The following is a 17,762-nucleotide window of genomic DNA, read 5'->3' on the forward strand; positions in this document are numbered from 1 at the left end:
GATCGTCTGCGACCTACCGCATCTCCACCACCACCTTGCCCTTGGCCCGGCCGCTCTCAACGTGGGCCAGGGCGTCTTGGGTCTGCTGGAACGGGAAGACCCGGTCGATGACCGGACGGATCGCCCCAGCCTCCACCAGCGAGGTGATCTCGCTCAGCTGCTGACCACTGGCCCGCATGAACACGAACGTGTACGTCACGCCCTTCTGCTCGGCCTGGCTGCGGATGCCATGGCTGAGCAGGCGCATGACCTGCTTGAGCGGCCAGGCCAGGCCACGCGCAGTGGCAAATGCGGGCGTGGGTGGCCCTGAGATGGAAATGAGATGCCCGCCCGGCCTGAGGATCTGCAGCGAGCGGGTCAGCTCATCCTTGCCGAGGCTGTTGAGCACCACATCGTAGTCACGCAGTTCCGTCGCGAAATCCTGCTGTTTGTAATCGATGACGACGTCTGCGCCGAGATCCTTCACCCACGCGACGTTGGCGGTACTGGTGGTGGTGGCCACGAAGGCGCCCAGATGTTTGGCCAGCTGGATCGCCACCGTCCCGACGCCGCCGGAGCCGGCCTGGATGAAGACCTTCTGCCCGGGTTTGAGCTGGGCGGTTTCGACCAGCGCCTGCCATGCGGTCAGCGCGACCAGGGGCAGCGAGGCGGCCTCCACCATGGTGAGGTTGCCGGGTTTGAGCGCCACCGAGGCAGCATTGACCGCAATGAACTCGGCGAACGTGCCGATGCGATCATCGTCGGGACGGGCATACACCTCATCGCCGGGTTTGAAATGCTGCACCCCGGCGCCGACACTGACCACCGTGCCAGCCATATCGTTGCCAAGAATCAGCGGCAGGCGATAAGGCAGGATCAGCTTGAACTCCCCGGTGCGGATCTTGGTGTCCAGCGCATTGACGCTGGCCGCGTGCACCCGGATGAGCACATCGTCATCGCGCAGCGGAGGCTGCGGGGCGTCGCCGATGCGGCCGGTCTCCTTTTTGCCATAACGGTCGATGAGGAAGGCTTTCATGGGCGGTGTGTCTCTGGTTGAGGGATGCCGTCGGGCTGCGGGGCAGGGAATGTGGTGGGCGCATCAGTTATCGAGGAACGCTAGCGCGTCCCGTACAAACTCAGCGTGATACTGGAAAATCCCGCCATGACCGGCGTCGTCGTAGAGGACAAGCGTCGCATCGGGAATGCGGTGGGCCAGATCGCCACTGTTCGGCGTGGGGACCATGATGTCGCTGTCCCCATTCGCGATGAGCACCGGGATACGGATGTCGCCCAGGTCCTGGGGCAATTGCCTGCCCCACGCCGTGATCGCCTTCAGTTGCCGCAGGAACGCCCCGGGTGAGGCTGGCCTGTCGCGATCATTCGTGCGTTCCTTCAACCGTTGCAGGAACGCGGTGGCCGCCTGTCGGCTGCGGGCGCTGGCGGTGAAGAACAGGTAGTACTTGGGATCGCGCCGCGTCAGCAGGCCCTTGAGGATCAAGGGCCAGGACACGCGGCCCACCCGGTCGATACCGCGGCCACCCGCTGGCCCGGTACCGGTCAGGATGAGCCGACGCACCAGGTCAGGCGCGTCCAGCACCACCTGCTGCGCAACGAAGCCGCCGAGCGAGAAGCCGAGCAGATCGATGCGGCCCAAGCCCATCGCGCGAATCAGCGCGATCGTGTCCTGCGCCATTTCCGCGACGGTTACCGGTGCTTTGCCACCTGATCCTCCAATGCCACGGTAGTCGATGGCGATGACCCGATGCCTGCTGGCCAGGCCATCCACGATGCGCGGGTCGAAGTTGTCCAACACCGCGCCCCAGTGGTTGAGCATGACCAGCGGGATGCCGTGCTGCGGCCCCAGTTCGCGGTATGCGAACGGGGTGCCATCGACCTCCAGCAAGCGGGTCGGTGCATTCTCGAACGAACGTCTGGAGTCGGGGGGCGTGCTGGAAAGCGTCATGGTCGCGTACCTGTGGGGTCAGGGCTTCACTCGGTGGGGCGATAGCGTTCCGCCGCCTGCGCCTGCCGGATGTCCGAGAGCAGGCCCTGACGCGATGCGTCCAGCGTGTCCCAGCGTTCGGCCACATGCAGCGGTGGAATGGTGACGGTCTCGCGGCGATCAAAGCCGACCAGCGCCGCATCAACCAGCTCGCCGACATCCATCACCTCCGGCAACGTGTTGATGTCGATACCGGCCCGCTCCCAGATCTCGGTGCGCGTCGTCGCGGGCAGCACGGCCTGCACATAGACGCCCTTGGGCGTCAGCTCCAGGCTCAGTCCCTGCGACAGGAACAGCACGAAGGCTTTGGTCGCACCGTAGACGGACATGCCGAACTCCGGCGCCAGGCCGACCACCGAGCCAATGTTGACGATCGCGCCTTCGCCGGCGCTGGCCAGCCGTGGTGCAACGGCAGCGGCAAGGCGGGTCAGGGCGAGGGTGTTCAGCGTGATCAGTTGTTCGATGCTGTCGGCCGACTGCTCGGTGAAGCCACCGGATTGGGCGATGCCCGCGTTGTTGATCAGGATGCCGATGCGGGCATCGTCGCGCAGGCGGGTTTCAACGGCGGCCAGGTCGGCGCGCTGGGTGAGGTCGGCCGGAAGTACGTCGATGGCAACGCCGGTGTCGTGGCGCAGGCGCGCGGCCAGTGCGTCCAGCCGCGCCGTGTCGCGCGCGACCAGTACCAGATCGTGGCCGCGGCGAGCAAAACGTTCGGCGTAAACGGTGCCGATGCCGCTGGAGGCGCCGGTGATGAGGACAGCAGGAAGCAGGCTCATGGTGTGTCTCTTGAGATGTAATGGGGGAACGGGGATGCAGCGCGGCGATGGCGACGGAGTTATTGCGCGAGCGTGTCGGTCAGGGCGGGGTAGTCGGTGTAGCCCTCCGCGCCGCCGCCATACAACGTGGCCGGGTTCAGGGCGTTCAAGGGCGCGCCGGTCTTCAGGCGCTCGACCAGATCCGGATTGCTGATGAAGGCACGGCCGAAGGCGAACAGGTCAGCCTTGCCACCGGCCAGATGCGCGTTGGCCAGCGCCAGGTCATAGCCGTTGTTGGCCAGGTAGGTGCCGGTGAAACGGCGGCGCAGGCCGTCGAAGTCGAACGGGGCGACATCGCGCGGGCCACCCGTCGCGCCTTCGACCATATGCAGGTAGACGATGCCCAGCGCGCTGAGCTGATCGACGATGTAGTCGTACTGCGGCTGCGGATCGCTGATGGTCGCGATGGCGTTGGCCGGCGAGACGGGCGAGAGGCGCACGCCGGTGCGATCGGCACCGATCTCGGCTGCCACGGCGGCTGTGACCTCCAGCAGGAGGCGCGCACGGTTTTCGATCGAACCGCCGTAGGCGTCGGTGCGCTGGTTGGCGCCGTCCTTGATGAACTGCTCAAGCAGGTAGCCGTTGGCGCCGTGGATTTCGACACCGTCGAAGCCGGCGGCGATCGCATTGGCGGCGGCCCGGCGGAAGTCGTGGACGATGGCCGGCAGTTCGTCGATCTCCAAGGCACGCGGCTCGGACACATCGACAAAGCCGTTGTGGACGAAGGTCTTGGTCTGCGCCCGGATGGCCGAGGCGGATACCGGCGCGGCGTTGCCGGGCTGCAGATCCACGTGCGAGATGCGGCCCACGTGCCACAGCTGCACGAAGATGCGTCCGCCGCGCGCGTGCACGGCGTCGGTGACCTTGCGCCAGCCATCGATCTGATCCTGCGTGTAGAGGCCGGGCGTGTCCTGGTAGCCCTGGGCCTGCGCCGAGATCTGGGTGGCCTCGGTGATGATCAGGCCGGCCGAGGCGCGCTGGGCGTAGTAGGTGGCGGCGAGCGGACTGGGCACCAGGTCGGCACCGGCGCGGTTGCGCGTCAGCGGGGCCATCACGATGCGGTTGGCCAGGGTCAACGGGCCAAGGGAGTAAGGCTGGAAGAGTGTCGAGGTCGTCATGGTGGGTGCGGGGTCGTGATCGTTGAGAGGTGGCGCGGGCGGGCCGGCAGTGGCGTCGTCCGGGAATGCGGCAATGATGATGACCGTAATCTTAGATGTCAACAGTTTGATGATGGTGGTCATCTATCCGTGGTAAGCTGCGCGCCTAAAGAGGCAGAGCGTCAAGAGACAACCCGTCATGAAAGTCACCAAGGCACAGGCGCAGGCCAACCGGGCGCACATCGTCGAGACCGCCTCCACGCTCTTCAGGGAGCGGGGCTACGACGGCGTGGGGGTGGCAGATCTCATGGCGGCCGCCGGCTTTACTCACGGTGGCTTTTACAAGCACTTCGGGTCCAAGGCCGACCTGATGGCCGAGGCTTCCGCCTGCGGTCTGGCGCAGTCTGCCGATGCCGCGGCAGGCATGGAGCTGGCAGATTTTCTGAGCTATTACATTTCGCGCGAGCACCGGGACAACCCGGGACAGGGCTGCACGATGGCCGCGCTGTGCGCCGACGCCGCGCGGCAGCCAGCATCGGTCAAGGCGGCCTTTGCCGCCGGTATTGATGCGCAGGTGGACCGTCCCGCTCTCGACGATGCTCAGCCAGGCGTGGACGTCAGCCCGGACGGACGTGCGCGCAGGATCGCCTTGATGGCCATGGCCGTAGGCGCGGTAGTGTTGTCCAGGTCCTGCCCGGACGATGCGCCGCTGGCCGATGAGATTCTCGACATTTGCCGCGCGGACGTCCTGGCGCGATTGGCGGCCCGATAATCAACCCGACGCCATCAACGGCAGCGGTTGAGATCGCGGTTGACGAGGTCGACATTGCCCGGAGCGAGCTGCTGGATGCTGGACATCCAGGCGCCTGGCATTCCCTCTGATGGTTTCCCAAGGATGACCATCGTGCCGCCCGGCTGGCTGACGATGGTCGTCTGCTCCTGGTGCACCGGCACGCTGCGCCGATAGGCGGAGAGCGGCAGCTTCGCATAGCGGGCCTCAAGCAACGCCTGCAATGCCGCGTGCGTGTCCGGCCGGTAGGGGGCCATGAACATCAAGGCGACGGGTTTGCCAGAGTCCTTGAGTGTGGTCAGGCTGGAGGCGGTCATCGGCACGTTGCCGATCCGGCACACACCCTCGTGACTGAGGATCATCGACGAAACTGTCGCCGGGCTGCAGTGATCGTCCATGTTCTCCTGCAACTGGCGTGGCAGTGCGTTGAACGCGGCGATGCTCTTTCCGCCAGCGAGTTCGGCAGCCACGGGGCATTCGGGCAGGGTCGAGTCGACGGCGGTGGCCTTGTCGGCGGCGCCTTCGCTGGCCGCACAAGCGGTGGCAAGAGCACACATCAGTGCCGACGCCAGTAGAGCGGGGGAGTGCTTCATCCGTGAATCCATCCGGTAGACGAGGTTTTGGGGCGGGCAGAAGAGTAACGCATAGGCGGAGGGGCGGGTCTGTGGTGGCCGCCACATCGATCCGCCACGATCAGCACAGTGAATACGTATGTTGTTATCGATTAAAGATATTGACATTGCCGCCGAAACTGGAATGAAGGCCGGTCATCGGCGAATTCACAGAGCTCTGCAATGGACTACTTCCGCAACCTCAATGTCGGCGCAAAACTGGCCGCCGGCTTTGGTCTCATCCTTGTCCTTCTGATCGCATCGTCCTCGCTTGCGCTGTACCAGGCCGACAAGATCGGCCGGCAGGTGGATGTGATGGAACAGAACAGCAAGAAAGTGCAGCTGTTGTATGCCCTGCGTCGTGACAATTTCGAGAATGAGCGCAATGTTCGTGACCTGATCCTCAACGGTACCGACAACGGCGAGGCGATCCTCGCCGATATCGCCAGCACGCGTGCCGACTACGCCAAGAGCAGTGAGGCCCTCGATGCGATGCCGCACGATGCGTCGGGCACGGCGGCCAAGCAGGTGATCAAGGACGCACGCGCCGCGGCGCTGCCGATCCACAACCAGATCATCGAACTGGCCAAGGCCAACGAGGATGATGCCGCCAAAAGCCTGCTCTACGGCGAGGCGCTGCCGTTGATGCAGGCGCGGTCCACCAGCCTGCAGAACGCGGTGGAGCTGCAGGTGAAGCGCAATGCCGATGGGGCCGCCGCGATCGATACCGCCATCGCCACGTCGCGGACGCTGATGATCGTTTTCTCGCTGGTGGCGCTGCTCTGCGGCGGCTTGCTGGCCTGGCTGACCGCGCGCAGCCTGACCGGGCCGCTGCGCCGGGCCATGTCGGTCTCCAGTGCGATCGCCGAAGGGCGCTTCGATACCCCGATTGGCAGGGCCGGCCGCGACGAAACCGGGCAGCTGCTGTCCAGCATGGACGCCATGGCCCATCGCCTGCGCGCATTCTCTGCGGCGCAGCAGGAGATGGCGCAGCGCCACGATAAGGGCGAGCTCGACTTCCGCATCGACGAGACCGCGTTCCCGGGCGATTTCGGGCGCATCGCCGCCGGCACCAATGCGGTGGTGGGCAGCAACATCGCGCTGACCCAGCGCCTGGTCGATGTGATGCAGCACTACGCGGTTGGCGATCTTCGCGATGACATGGAAGCGCTGCCCGGGGACAAGGCGCGCTTTACCGAGGCGATGGCGGTCACCAAGCGCAACCTGTCGGCCATCAATGCGCAGATCCGCATGCTGGGCTCGGCGGCGGCCGCGGGCGACTTCAGCGTGCGCGGCGACGAAGCCGCGTTCGAACATGAGTTCAAGGCGATGATCGAGCGCTTGAACCTGATGATGCATGTCAGCGACGAGAACCTGCGCAAGCTGTCCGCACTGCTGAAGGCGATCGCTGCCGGTGACCTCACCGCGCGCATGGACGGTGAGTTCCAAGGGGTGTTCGCGCAGATGCGTGACGATGCCAACAGCACCGTCGGCCAGCTGACCACGATCATCGGCAGCATCCAGGTTGCCGCGGGCAGCATCAACACCGCGGCCGTGGAGATCGCCAGCGGCAACAACGATCTCTCCCGGCGGACGGAACAGCAGGCCGCCAATCTGGAGGAGACCGCAGCGTCCATGGAGGAACTGACCTCGACCGTGCGCCAGAACGCCGAGCACGCACGTCAGGCCAATCAGCTGGCCATCAGCGCTGGCGGCGTCGCCTCCGACGGTGGCAAGGTGGTGCTGGATGTGGTGTCCACGATGCGCGAGATCTCAACCTCGTCCAAGCGGATCGGCGACATCATCACGGTCATCGATGGTATTTCGTTCCAGACCAACATCCTGGCGCTGAATGCCGCCGTGGAAGCGGCGCGTGCCGGTGAGCAGGGGCGTGGTTTTGCGGTGGTGGCCAGCGAGGTGCGCACCCTGGCACAGCGCTCGGCGGCGGCGGCCAAGGAAATCAAGGAGCTGATCGAAGACTCTGTGACCAAGGTGACCATCGGCGCGGGCCTGGTCGACAAGGCGGGCGTGACCATGGAGGAAATCGTGACATCGGTGCGGCGCGTGACCGACATCATGGGGGAAATCTCCGCGGCATCGCAGGAGCAGTCTGCCGGCATCGAGCAGGTCAGCCAGACGGTGGTGCAGCTGGACGAAACCACACAGCAGAATGCCGCGCTGGTGGAAGAAGCCACCGCCGCCGCACGCTCGATGGAAGAGCAGGCGACCACCCTTTCCGGTGCCGTCGCGCGCTTCAAGCTGTCTCACTCCAGCTATGCAGAAGCACCGCGGCCAGCGCGTGCGCCGACCGCCGCCAGCGTGACAACCAAGGCCTCCGCGACCGCTCGTGGACCTGCACTGGCGCCGAAATCCGCGCTCCCGCGGGTGGCCATGGCCGACACCGGCGGCGACTGGCAGGAGTTCTGAGGCACCAGCAGGAGCGGCGCCGACCATCTTCACGCACCCTCTACGTCCTCCAACTGAAGCTGAAAGCCGGTCATGGCTCTGGCGAAAAGGCCGCTATAGTCCGATTTCCCCACACAAAGGAGGGACTGCAATGATTCTGACCAAGCAACATCTGAAAATGGCACGTACGCTCGGCGTGGCGCTTGTCGCCACCGTTGGCCTCAGCGCCTGCGCGACCTACAAAGACGAGTTTGCAACGATCAACTCCCGGCTCGATCAGCTCGACGTAAAGGTGCAGGGTGCTGCACAGAGCGCCGAGTCTGCCAACCAGTCCGCGCAGCAGGCCAACCAGCGTCTGGATCAGATCGAAGGCCGCGTCCAGCAGCTCGAAAGGGCACCCAAGCGCACGCCGCGCGGTTGATTGCGTTTGAACACGCTGTAAGAAACGTCTGAATAGGCGACCGGTGGACGTTGTCGTCCACCGGCTTGCTTCTGTAATGCAGACCTGATTTCGAGGACTATTCCCATCCGTACGCATTCCTATCCTGCATCCCGCGCCGTATGTGGCGCGCTGGCCATGGCGCTGGCGCTGGCGTTGGCCAGCATGGGTGTGGCCCGTGCAGACGATACCGTTGCACCTCCGGTTACCGCCGTGGATGAGCTCCCGGAAGGCCAGGACGTTTCCGCCACTGTGATTGAACTGGCCGGCTGGGTGGTCGCAAGCAAGGATGCCCAAGGCTATCCGTTCGCGATCATGGACAAGGCCGCGGCACAGGTTCTCATCTTCGACGGCGACGGTCGGCTCCGTGGCGCGGCCCCTGGGCTGTTCGGTTCGGCCGCCGGCGACCATACGGCCCCCGGCGTCGCCGGCCTTGCGCTTCGCGAGATTCCCGGGCGGGACCGCACGACGCCCGCCGGTCGCTTTGTGGGCGGTTATGGCCCATCGATCGATGCGGGGCGCGTGCTGTGGGTCGACTACGAGTCCGCCGTCTCCATTCATCCGACCGCGACCGGCGTCCCGGCGGAAAAGCGCGCAGAGCGCCTCGCGTCCCCTTCGCCGGACGACAACCGCGTCACGCACGGCTGCATCAACGTCTCGCCTGCGTTCTACGAGCAGATCGTCCGGTCCACGTTCGAGCGTGGTGGGGTGTTCTACATCCTGCCGGATAAAGAAACGATCGCGCAGACATTCCCCGAGTTCGCGAAAAGCCGTGAGGCTACGCAGGGCGAGGATGGACGTCGGGAGCGGTCGGCCAGCAAGTGAGGCGGGGCTCGTTGCACAGCGTCGTCAACCCAGGGGCTGTCACGGTCCGCGCGTGAGGCGCCGACCGTGATCGCCAGATCGGCAGCGAGATCGCTCGTTCGCCATGCACGCTGCGTCGAGCACGTGTACCTGATGGATCCGTATCTCCATCGCATCGTTCGCAGGCTGACACCTCATCCCTTCAGCACCAGCGACATACTCGGATATCTGGCCCACATGAAGTCTACAAAGGCACGAACCTTTGGTGCTGCCAAGCGCCTGGAGGTGTGCAGTACCCAGAGCGCCGGCTCTGCACCGGAAATGATGCCCCACTGCACGAGATCGCCTTGGGCAAGATGACTCCAGGCAATGGACTGCGGCATCAGGGCGGCCCCTGCACCTGCAAGTGCAGCGTCGCGGATCATCAGGAACGAGGAGAATCTGAGTCGTGGGAGCGGCTCCAGAACCAGCCGCCCTTCGTCCAGGTCCCAATAGCCAGGTTGGAACGTTGAAGCGACGATTCCTGGCACCTGTCTCACCGCACCCGGTTCTGGCACGGTCATGCTGGGGGCGGCGACAACAACGAGGCGATCCTTGGCGAAACAGCGTCCTACCAGGTTGCTGTCTGGACTCGGATTGACTCGGATGACCACGTCGAACTGCTCTTCAACCAAGTCGACCAAGCGGTCCTCGGCCACGACCTCGATAGACACCTCCGGGTACGCCGCAGAAAAATCAGCGCCTATTCCTCCCATTGCCAATTGAGAGAACAGCACGGGCGCTGCGATGCGCAGGCGACCGCGCGGAACCGTTACGCCTTCACGCGTGGCGGTCATCGCCTCAGCGACCTCGCTCAAGGGCGCTTCAATGCGGCTGGCGAGCACTTGGCCCGCATCAGTGAGCATCAACCCTCGCGAACTGCGTTCGACCAGCCTCACACCCAGTTGTTCTTCCAGGTCTGAAATCCGCCGGGACAAGGTCGCTTTGGACTTGCCGCTCGCCCTGCTGGCTTTGCCGAGCCCTCCGCTTGCCGCGACCAGAAGGAAGTCATCCAGGTCATTCAGGCGCATGGTGTTTCACTTTCGGAACGGCGGGTCTACATACTGTCGTCTTCGTTCTGACTTCGCAACGGTCTATCGTCTCCCCATCGAATCCATTTCGGGGTGATCCTCCATGACCATGACGCATCGGGCTGTACTGATCCAAGGCTACGGCGGCGCTGAAGTCGCGCAGGTGGCAGCGTTGCCAATGCCGGTTCCGGGACGGGGCCAAGTGCGGGTGCGGGTTCGCGCCGCCGGCATCAACGGTATCGACTGGAAGGTCCGCGAAGGGTATCTGCGTGAGGTTTTTCCACTCCAGCTGCCCGCCGTTCTGGGCGCCGAGCTGGCGGGTGTTGTCGACGCTGTCGGCCCGGACGCGGGGCGCTTCAAGCTTAGTGACCGGGTCATGGGCGCGGTGGGCGGGCTGGGCGCATATGCCGAGTTCATCGTCGTCGACGAACGGTCGCTGGCCCCGACCCCTGACCGGCTGGACGACCTGCATGCCGCTGCGATGCCCGTTGCCGCCGTTGCGGCGTGGAAAAGCCTCCATCACGCGGGCGCCCTTCGCCTTGGCCAGCGGATCCTCATCCACGGTGCAGCAGGCGGGCTGGGCGGGTATGCCGTGCAGTACGCCAAGCAGGCCGGTACGGAAGTCTTCGCCACCGCCGCCACCGAGCACCTCGACTACGTCCGCAGCCTCGGTGCGGACCATGTCATCGACTACCAGGCACAGCGCTTCGAGGACATCGCACGCGACATCGACCTGGTGCTCGACTATGTCGGCGGTACGGTCCTGGACCGCTCATGGCAGGTGCTTGCGCAGGATGGCGTCATCGTCGGCACCACGTCGGCGGACATCCTGGCGCGCACGCCGCCCGGCCGCCGCGGCCTCTGGTTCATGAACAAGCCGGACGTCGCTCTTCTGGAGAAGCTTGCCTTGGATGTGGCCAGTGGGGCGCTGACGTCGAAGGTGGGCGAAGTGATCGCTCTGACCGACATTCCTGCGGCCATCGAGCGCAACCGCACCACCTCACGCGCCGGCAAAGTCGTCGCGGATTTTTCGCGCTAAGTCCCTTTCCATCCCTTGAAGGAGATTCACATGAGCATTCTCGTCACCGGTGCCACAGGCACCATCGGCTCTCTCATCACTCACGGCCTCGCCAGCGCAGGCGCCGACGTGACCGCTTTCGTTCGCACGCGCGGCAAGGTGTCATTCCCCGACGGTGTGACCGAGGTGGTCGGCGACCTGACCGACGTGCCGTCGATGCGCGCAGCCCTTTCGTCAGTACGCACGCTGTTTCTGTTGAACGCGGTTACCCCGGACGAGCTGACCCAGGCGCTGATTGCTCTGAACCTTGCCCGGGAGGCTGGCATCGAGCGCATCGTCTACCTGTCGGTCATCCATGCCGACAAGTTCACCAATGTGCCGCACTTCACTGGCAAGTACACGGTTGAACGCATGATCGAGAGCCTCGGCATTCCCGCCACCATTCTGCGTCCGGCCTATTTCATGCAGAACGAGTTCATGGTCCAGAAGGCGATCGAGGATTACGGCGTTTACCCGATGCCGATGGGTGGCGCCGGTGTCTCCATGATCGATGCGCGGGACATCGCCGAGATTGCCGTGGCAGAGCTGCTGCGACGCGACCGCGCGCCGTCTGCGCTGGCCACCGTCACCTTGGATCTGGTCGGCCCCCAGGCACTGACGGGCACCTCCGTAGCGCAGGTATGGAGCGCCGCGTTGGGTCGGGACGTGGTCTATGCGGGCGATGACGTGGCAGCGTTCGAAGGGCAGATGGCTGCGTTCGGTCCTTCGTGGCTGGCCTATGACATGCGCCTGATGATGGCGGGTATCCAGACGTTCGGGATGCAGGCGGCCGAAGGCGCGATTGCGCGGCTGGAGTCCATCCTCGGCCATCCGCTGCGTACCTATGAGAGCTTCGTTCGTGAGGCGACAACGAAGGCCTGACCGCGCCACCTGGTTGGGCAGGCTGCGCATTCGTGCCCACCTGCCGACCAGGCGAAGTATCGGTGTGCGTCCCCATCCTTTGCACGATTCAAGCGCTGGCCGATAGCGGACCTTCACGTCAGGGAGGTTTCTTTGGGACGAGCGCTATTCCTCGCCACCCGCTGACAGAGTGTTCCAGATGCGCCTGATACGTTGCGCTTCAGTGGTGACGTTGATCACCGCCTGCTCGCCCAGACGATCATGCAATTGCTGCAGATACAGGCTGCGAGGTGTCACCACCTGACCGATCGATTGCACGATCCCGCTCTGCTCCTCAGGCGGGAATTTCCCAGGTGCAATAGCGCCAACCTGTCCCACGCTCCAGTTCATCGCAAAGGGAGGCGCCTGGACGACGTAGATATCGTGCTCGGTGTTCCAGAACATCTGCTGCGCGCCCGCCCACCCATGCCCCGTTCCGCTGTACCGGCGGTTCTGTGCCCGCAGCATGTATCCCTTGGTGTTGTCGTACAGTGTGCCGGTGGACCAGCGATGGTGTGGACCACTGTCATTGCTGTCGCCGACGGCGAGGCAGTCCAGAAACACGTTGGGGCCAGGCACCCGTGCGCCGATGACGAAGGTATGCCTGCCGCCCTGGTTGTAGCAGCGCTGGATCAGATTGAAGGCCGAGTTGCCCTCGTACAGAAACACATAGCGGCGGGCGCCTTGGGTTTCGCCATACCTCGGGTCGAGATAGGCAATATCCTGCAGGGTATTGAACTGCGCGCCGTTACGGGTCACGAATCCATGCGACACATACCGCACGGTGACATCGCGAACCCATGAATCTTGAATCGCACCCAGTCGGAGTGCGATAAAGGGGCCGGAATCGGGGGTGCCGTTGACCGTGCCGGTCTCGGGGTTACCCTCAAGCCGGAGGTCTTCGATGCCGACCTGGGAGATACGGGTGGAATCCGTGCGATAGACGCTGCCGCCACCAAAGCGCGTCTGAATGGCATCCATGATCGGGGCATCAAGGGTGATCGTGTCATGGTCTACGGCGGTGACCACGCGTTCGCTGTAAACGGCGTAGTCGCTGGGCGTCCACCGATATCGCGCGGTATCGATGCCCTCGGGGCCGACCCAGCGGGCATCGGGCTCCCTCGCGATCGACACCGTATCGCCCACGCGATAGCCGGCTGCGGACGTTACCCTGATCCGCATTGCCCCTACCGGCACGTAGTCGATGTTGATTGCGGTCCGGCGTGCATCCAACGCTGCGCGGGGCACCGCGGATTCGCTGGTCCCGACGTCAAGGATCCTGCCCTGACGCTCGCTGACGTCGGAGCGGATCACCGTGCCGTCTGCACCTCGACCCTCACCGCGCAGCACCACGCCGCTGGCCCGGATGGTCAGCATCTGGCTCAACCTATAGTGGCCGCGTCGCAACAGGACTGCGCCGCGCAGGCCCCGGCTGTCCTTGGCACGTACGGCGACCGCGTCGATGGCTGCCTGGATACGGGGATAGTCGTCACCCTCGGCGTGTGGCCCAAGGACTTCGATGACGGGAATGCTGGAGCGGGTGGGCAGACTGACGCCGCCGCCTTGATAGCCTGCGCGGGAGAAGTCCGGAACGATGTTGCGCGCGTGATCGCTACCGCGTTCGGCATACAAGGCATAACGCAGCAGGCCATTGCTGCCAAGGCCTATCAAAGGGGCGTCTTTGGCGGTGTTGATGGGATGGGTGAAGGCGCTGGTCTCAGAAGCAGGCTCTGCCGCTGACAGGGTGGACACCGGACAGAGTGGCAATGCCACGAGCGTCAGCGCTACAACGCGATGAAACGCCGGGAGGAAAAGCATGCGGGCGACGTCCTTCCACGGAGGAGTGGCTGACAATGTTAGCAACTGCTTCCACCGATGCAGTCCGTGCAGCCGCGTCAGGCGGGTCCGCCTCTGGCCGAAGGCGGGCGTTTGGGTTGTAAGGCGACGCACACGCAGCCTGTGCCCGCCTGCCTCGCCTAGAAGTAAAACCCGATGTTGAGGTTGAACCGGGAGTGCCAGCCTGTGGCTGCGCCGTCATCGATCCCGACCCCATTGCCGCCGGCAAACCACATGTTCTTGCCGGCGATCCAGTCAGCGTAGGTCAACATCGCGCCCTTCTGCACACTGCAGCCGGTGACGTTCTGCCAGGAGTTCCGCAGCTGCGGGGCATCCTGCACGGGCAAGGTCATGCTCAGGTTGTTGTAGCAGGTGACGTTGTCCAGCCAGCGCGTCTTGCCGAAGGAATAGGCCACATTGGCGGTGGGGACATCGGCCTCTGCCGCGATCTCGAACGGCGCAAGGAACGCCGACATGGCGATGCGATCGCTCGGGATGCTGTAACGGTAGCGCGCCCACTGCAGCTGTGTGGTCCAGCTGTCGCGCGTCCATTGCGCGTGCACGGCCGCCGCATGATGGCCGTAACGCTGCCCGGTCCGCACGTTCTCAACCCGTCCACTGAAAGCAGAGCCGCCCAGCAGCAGGTCGCCGCCGGCCCAGGCCTGGCTGTGTTCGTAACGCAGGTGCAGCCTCTCGCGCTCGCGGTAGGGCAGTGTGTCTGTCTGGGCCACGTCGAAGGAGTAGCGATCACTGCGTGCGCCGGTGCCGTATTCGTCGCCGGCGAACCAGCCGAGGTGCCACTGGTCTGCGCCATCGCGGTGACGGATCACCATGCCGGGATCGTAGTCATCCTCGATGCCCAGGTAATAGCCGGAGCCGAACCAGAAACTCTGCGCGGCAAAGGGCAGCAGTCCGAACGGAACCTGTTGGATCCCGGCCTGCACGACGGTGTCCTCGCTCGCGTTCCAACCGACATAGGCATGGTGCACGGCATCGAACCCGTCATACCAGCGGTACTGCGCGGACAGGAACAGTGGGCCTGCACCGGCGTCGATATCGGCACGCAGCAGCTCCAGTTGCAGTCGGCTGGTGGGGCCGTAGTCCAGCCAGCCATAGCTGAAGCGCACCGCACCGCCGATGTCCACGTGCGGTTCTGTTGTCGAGGTGGATTCAGCAGCGTGCGCCGCAGAGGAAAGGGTCGCGATCAACGCGAAGGTCAGCGACAGCGTGGAGCGGTTTTTCATGGCAGTGGACGACGTAGATCGCAGAAACATCGGTGCGCACTATAGCCTGCGTTCTCTGGTCACGCGCATGTCGAATGGTTCTTAAAGAACGTCGCCTTCACGCCGTTATCGCATGACGGTGCACTGCGTCCATTCCGGACCGTGGCCATTTTCTTTCGAGTGCCATCCATGGGTTTTTCGTTGATTCGCCGTGACAGTGTCGCCGCACGTCTGATGCTCGGTACCGGTCTGCTTGCATTGGCCTGCTTCACCTTTACCGCGGTGGTCATCTACTGGCGAAGCAGTGAGGCGCTGTCGACGTCAGCGCAGGACATGCTGCGCGAGGTGGCGCGGCACGAGGCGCGCAACATCTCCAGTGAGCTTGAGTTGGGCTTCGATACCGCCGCGTCGCTGGCCAATGCGCTGCGCACGCAGCACACTGATCCGCGCTTCAGCCGCGAGACCGCAGCGGTCGTGCTGCGCGAGCAGCTGCGTGCGCACAAGGACTGGCTGGGCATCAGCAGCACCTGGGAGCCGGACGCCTTCGATGGCAAGGACAGTGCGTTCGCCGACACCGAGGGCCATGATTTCAGCGGACGGTTCATGGCCTATTGGTCGTGGCAGAACGGAACGCTCGTGCGCGAGACGTTGCGTGACTACGACGTTCCGGGTGTCGGCGACTGGTACCTGAAGAGCCGCAACACCCATCGGCCCAATGTCATCGAGCCCTACGTCTACCCGCTGGCCGGCGTGGACACGCTGATGACCACGTTGAGTACGCCGATCATGGACGGCGAGCGCTTCCTGGGCACGGTCAACGTGACCCTGGCGCTGGACGCGCTGCAGAAGCGCATCGCCCAGCTGCATCCGTTGGGGGTGGGCGAGGCCAGCCTGCTGTCGCCGGCAGGCGCGGTCATGGCCAGCGCCGATGCGTCGGAGGTCGGCAAGATCCGTGACGACGCCGATACCCGCAAGGTCCTGGACGTCACCCGCAAGGGCGAGGTGATCGCCGATCAGGTCAGTGTGCGTGGTGTCGACTCACTGCGTGTGGTGGTGCCGTTGCGTCTGGGCGATGCGCCGGAGGTCTTCGCGCTGGGCATCACGGTCCCCACCAGCCACGTGATGGCGCCGGCGCGGTCGCTGCTGATGGTGATCGTCGTGGTGGGCCTGCTCTCGGCGGCATTGTTGTGTGCAGCGCTGTTCCTGTTGATCCGCCGCCAGGTGCTTGCGCCGCTGGCCGAGGCGGTGCGCGTCTCCAGTGCGGTCGCCTCCGGGCGCCTGGACAGCCGGATTGAGCCGCGCCGCATGGACGAGATGGGCCAGCTGCTGCAGTCGATGGGGCATCTGCAGAGCCAGCTGCGCAGCGTGATCGATGCCCAGGGTGAGATGGCCACGCGCCATGACCAGGGTGAGATGGGGTACCGGATGGAGGCATCCACGTTCCCGGGTGACTATGGACGCATGGTGGCCGGGACCAACGCACTGGTGGCCGCGCATGTCCAGGTGCAGCGCCAGCTGGTGGAGGTGATGTCGCGTTATGCGGTGGGTGACATGACCGTGGACATGCCGGCGCTGCCTGGCGAAAAAGCCGCCATCAGCGACGCGATGGTGGTGACCAAGCGGAATCTGCAGGCCATCAACACTCAGATTCTGGCGCTGGCCCAGGCGGCTGCCGCCGGCGATTTCAGCAAGCGCGGCGACGCACAGGCGTTCTCGCACGACTTCCGCGGCATGGTGGACGGCCTGAATGCCCTGATGCAGACTACCGATACCAACCTGGCCGAGCTGTCGCGTCTGCTGCGCGCCATTGCCGCCGGCGACCTCAGCATCCGCATGGTCGGCGACTTCAAGGGTGTCTTCGCGCAGATGCGGGACGACGCCGATGCGACCGTAGATCAGCTGACCGCCATTGTCGGCCGCATCCAGCACAGCAGCGGCGCGATCAATCTGGCCGCCAGCGAGATCGTGGCCGGCAATGACGATCTGTCACGTCGTACCGAACAGCAGGCGGCCAGCCTGGAAGAGACCGCCGCGTCGATGGAGGAGCTGACCTCCACGGTACGCCAGAACGCCGACCATGCGCGCAAGGCCGACGAGCTGGTGCAGAGCACGGCCCGGGTTGCCGGGCAGGGCGGCGAGGTGGTCGCCCAGGTGGTCACCACGATGGCGGGGATCGAGACGTCGTCGCGACGCATCGCTGACATCATTTCGGTCATCGACGGCATTGCGTTCCAGACCAACATCCTGGCGCTCAATGCCGCCGTGGAAGCGGCCCGCGCCGGTGAGCAGGGCCGAGGCTTTGCCGTGGTGGCCAGCGAGGTGCGTACCCTGGCACAGCGCTCGGCGGATGCCGCGCGCGAGATCAAGAGCCTGATCGAAGACTCTGTGGGCCAGGTGGAGGGCGGTGCGGTGATGGTGCGCCGTGCGGGCACCACCATGGAGGAGATCGTCGCCTCCGTGCAGCAGGTCACCCAGATCATGGCCGAGATCTCCGCAGCGTCGCAGGAACAGAGCGCCGGCATCGAGCAGGTCAGCCAGACCGTGATCCAGATGGACGAGGCCACCCAGCAGAATGCCGCACTGGTGGAAGAAGCCAACGCCGCAGCGCGCTCGATGGAGAGCCAGTCCCAGGCGCTTCAAGGGGCGGTGGCGATCTTCAAGCTGGGTGACGCGCGCCGCTGACCGGTGCTGGATAAGGGCCGGATGCTCAGCGTATCCGGCCCGCCGCGTGCG

The 17,762-nt window shown here is 64.8% G+C and carries 15 protein-coding genes; 7 read left to right on the plus strand and 8 right to left on the minus strand.

The annotated features are described in order from the left end of the window. Positions 1 to 13: 13 nt before the first annotated feature. From ABE463_RS00965 to ABE463_RS00980, 4 genes are all read right to left on the minus strand, one after another. Complete coding sequence (locus ABE463_RS00965) at positions 14 to 1,015, minus strand: NADP-dependent oxidoreductase (RefSeq protein ID WP_346466913.1); 1,002 nt, start codon at positions 1,013 to 1,015, stop codon at positions 14 to 16. Positions 1,016 to 1,078: 63 nt separating this feature from the next. Then, positions 1,079 to 1,942 carry an alpha/beta hydrolase gene (locus tag ABE463_RS00970; RefSeq protein WP_346466914.1) on the minus strand — a complete coding sequence of 288 codons (864 nt, stop codon included), beginning with the start codon at positions 1,940 to 1,942 and terminating at the stop codon, positions 1,079 to 1,081. Between the two features lie 26 nt (positions 1,943 to 1,968). Next, a complete protein-coding gene (locus ABE463_RS00975) occupies positions 1,969 to 2,757 on the minus strand; it encodes an SDR family oxidoreductase (protein ID WP_346466915.1) in 789 nt (262 codons plus the stop codon). 59 nt (positions 2,758 to 2,816) lie between these two features. After that, positions 2,817 to 3,914 carry an alkene reductase gene (locus tag ABE463_RS00980; RefSeq protein WP_346467162.1) on the minus strand — a complete coding sequence of 366 codons (1,098 nt, stop codon included), beginning with the start codon at positions 3,912 to 3,914 and terminating at the stop codon, positions 2,817 to 2,819. A 178-nt stretch (positions 3,915 to 4,092) separates the two neighbouring features. Here ABE463_RS00980 and ABE463_RS00985 point away from each other — a divergent pair, with 178 nt between their 5' ends. Further along, positions 4,093 to 4,665, plus strand: a complete 573-nt coding sequence (locus tag ABE463_RS00985) for a TetR/AcrR family transcriptional regulator (RefSeq protein ID WP_259259793.1) — start codon at positions 4,093 to 4,095, stop codon at positions 4,663 to 4,665. A 14-nt stretch (positions 4,666 to 4,679) separates the two neighbouring features. On the opposite strand, the gene ABE463_RS00990 is transcribed toward ABE463_RS00985, so the two are convergent. Beyond that, positions 4,680 to 5,276 (minus strand): hypothetical protein, encoded by a 597-nt coding sequence (locus ABE463_RS00990; RefSeq protein WP_346466916.1) that lies wholly within the window; start codon positions 5,274 to 5,276, stop codon positions 4,680 to 4,682. A gap of 201 nt (positions 5,277 to 5,477) precedes the next feature. On the opposite strand from ABE463_RS00990, the gene ABE463_RS00995 reads away from it, so the two are divergent. The 3 genes from ABE463_RS00995 (at position 5,478) to ABE463_RS01005 (ending at position 8,964) form a co-directional block, all read left to right on the plus strand. Beyond that, the gene (locus tag ABE463_RS00995; RefSeq protein ID WP_346466917.1) at positions 5,478 to 7,721 is read left to right on the plus strand and encodes a methyl-accepting chemotaxis protein; all 2,244 of its coding nucleotides are present in this window, start codon (positions 5,478 to 5,480) and stop codon (positions 7,719 to 7,721) included. A 130-nt stretch (positions 7,722 to 7,851) separates the two neighbouring features. Next, entirely contained in the window at positions 7,852 to 8,121 is a 270-nt protein-coding gene (locus ABE463_RS01000) for a hypothetical protein (protein WP_259259796.1), read from the plus strand. A 156-nt stretch (positions 8,122 to 8,277) separates the two neighbouring features. Then, positions 8,278 to 8,964: a hypothetical protein gene (locus tag ABE463_RS01005; RefSeq protein WP_346466918.1), complete on the plus strand. Its 687-nt coding sequence runs from the start codon at positions 8,278 to 8,280 to the stop codon at positions 8,962 to 8,964. A 173-nt stretch (positions 8,965 to 9,137) separates the two neighbouring features. Here ABE463_RS01005 and ABE463_RS01010 read toward each other — a convergent pair whose 3' ends face one another. After that, positions 9,138 to 10,013, minus strand: a complete 876-nt coding sequence (locus ABE463_RS01010; protein ID WP_346466919.1) for a LysR substrate-binding domain-containing protein — start codon at positions 10,011 to 10,013, stop codon at positions 9,138 to 9,140. A gap of 103 nt (positions 10,014 to 10,116) precedes the next feature. Here ABE463_RS01010 and ABE463_RS01015 point away from each other — a divergent pair, with 103 nt between their 5' ends. Then, positions 10,117 to 11,052: an NADP-dependent oxidoreductase gene (locus ABE463_RS01015; protein WP_346466920.1), complete on the plus strand. Its 936-nt coding sequence runs from the start codon at positions 10,117 to 10,119 to the stop codon at positions 11,050 to 11,052. Between the two features lie 30 nt (positions 11,053 to 11,082). Further along, complete coding sequence (locus ABE463_RS01020) at positions 11,083 to 11,952, plus strand: NmrA/HSCARG family protein (protein WP_346466921.1); 870 nt, start codon at positions 11,083 to 11,085, stop codon at positions 11,950 to 11,952. A 144-nt stretch (positions 11,953 to 12,096) separates the two neighbouring features. On the opposite strand, the gene ABE463_RS01025 is transcribed toward ABE463_RS01020, so the two are convergent. Together ABE463_RS01025 and ABE463_RS01030 are read right to left on the minus strand one after the other, a co-directional pair. Next, the gene (locus ABE463_RS01025) at positions 12,097 to 13,788 is read right to left on the minus strand and encodes a hypothetical protein (RefSeq protein ID WP_346466922.1); all 1,692 of its coding nucleotides are present in this window, start codon (positions 13,786 to 13,788) and stop codon (positions 12,097 to 12,099) included. 158 nt (positions 13,789 to 13,946) lie between these two features. After that, the gene (locus ABE463_RS01030; RefSeq protein WP_346466923.1) at positions 13,947 to 15,050 is read right to left on the minus strand and encodes a hypothetical protein; all 1,104 of its coding nucleotides are present in this window, start codon (positions 15,048 to 15,050) and stop codon (positions 13,947 to 13,949) included. A 168-nt stretch (positions 15,051 to 15,218) separates the two neighbouring features. On the opposite strand from ABE463_RS01030, the gene ABE463_RS01035 reads away from it, so the two are divergent. Next, positions 15,219 to 17,711 (plus strand): methyl-accepting chemotaxis protein, encoded by a 2,493-nt coding sequence (locus ABE463_RS01035; RefSeq protein WP_346466924.1) that lies wholly within the window; start codon positions 15,219 to 15,221, stop codon positions 17,709 to 17,711. The last annotated feature ends 51 nt before the right edge of the window (positions 17,712 to 17,762 follow it).

Origin of the sequence: Stenotrophomonas sp. TWI819 (genome assembly GCF_039673075.1) — a bacterium.
GTDB classification, from domain to species: Bacteria; Pseudomonadota; Gammaproteobacteria; order Xanthomonadales; family Xanthomonadaceae; genus Stenotrophomonas; species Stenotrophomonas rhizophila_B.

Bases quoted from the DNA above. Each gene is read 5' to 3' on its own strand.
- ABE463_RS00965 (WP_346466913.1), bottom strand. From the start codon at position 1,015: ATGAAAGCCTTCCTCATCGACCGTTATGGCAAAAAGGAGACCGGCCGC.
- ABE463_RS00970 (WP_346466914.1), bottom strand. From the start codon at position 1,942: ATGACGCTTTCCAGCACGCCCCCCGACTCCAGACGTTCGTTCGAGAAT.
- ABE463_RS00975 (WP_346466915.1), bottom strand. From the start codon at position 2,757: ATGAGCCTGCTTCCTGCTGTCCTCATCACCGGCGCCTCCAGCGGCATC.
- ABE463_RS00980 (WP_346467162.1), bottom strand. From the start codon at position 3,914: ATGACGACCTCGACACTCTTCCAGCCTTACTCCCTTGGCCCGTTGACC.
- ABE463_RS00985 (WP_259259793.1), top strand. From the start codon at position 4,093: ATGAAAGTCACCAAGGCACAGGCGCAGGCCAACCGGGCGCACATCGTC.
- ABE463_RS00990 (WP_346466916.1), bottom strand. From the start codon at position 5,276: ATGAAGCACTCCCCCGCTCTACTGGCGTCGGCACTGATGTGTGCTCTT.
- ABE463_RS00995 (WP_346466917.1), top strand. From the start codon at position 5,478: ATGGACTACTTCCGCAACCTCAATGTCGGCGCAAAACTGGCCGCCGGC.
- ABE463_RS01000 (WP_259259796.1), top strand. From the start codon at position 7,852: ATGATTCTGACCAAGCAACATCTGAAAATGGCACGTACGCTCGGCGTG.
- ABE463_RS01005 (WP_346466918.1), top strand. From the start codon at position 8,278: ATGGCGCTGGCGCTGGCGTTGGCCAGCATGGGTGTGGCCCGTGCAGAC.
- ABE463_RS01010 (WP_346466919.1), bottom strand. From the start codon at position 10,013: ATGCGCCTGAATGACCTGGATGACTTCCTTCTGGTCGCGGCAAGCGGA.
- ABE463_RS01015 (WP_346466920.1), top strand. From the start codon at position 10,117: ATGACCATGACGCATCGGGCTGTACTGATCCAAGGCTACGGCGGCGCT.
- ABE463_RS01020 (WP_346466921.1), top strand. From the start codon at position 11,083: ATGAGCATTCTCGTCACCGGTGCCACAGGCACCATCGGCTCTCTCATC.
- ABE463_RS01025 (WP_346466922.1), bottom strand. From the start codon at position 13,788: ATGCTTTTCCTCCCGGCGTTTCATCGCGTTGTAGCGCTGACGCTCGTG.
- ABE463_RS01030 (WP_346466923.1), bottom strand. From the start codon at position 15,050: ATGAAAAACCGCTCCACGCTGTCGCTGACCTTCGCGTTGATCGCGACC.
- ABE463_RS01035 (WP_346466924.1), top strand. From the start codon at position 15,219: ATGGGTTTTTCGTTGATTCGCCGTGACAGTGTCGCCGCACGTCTGATG.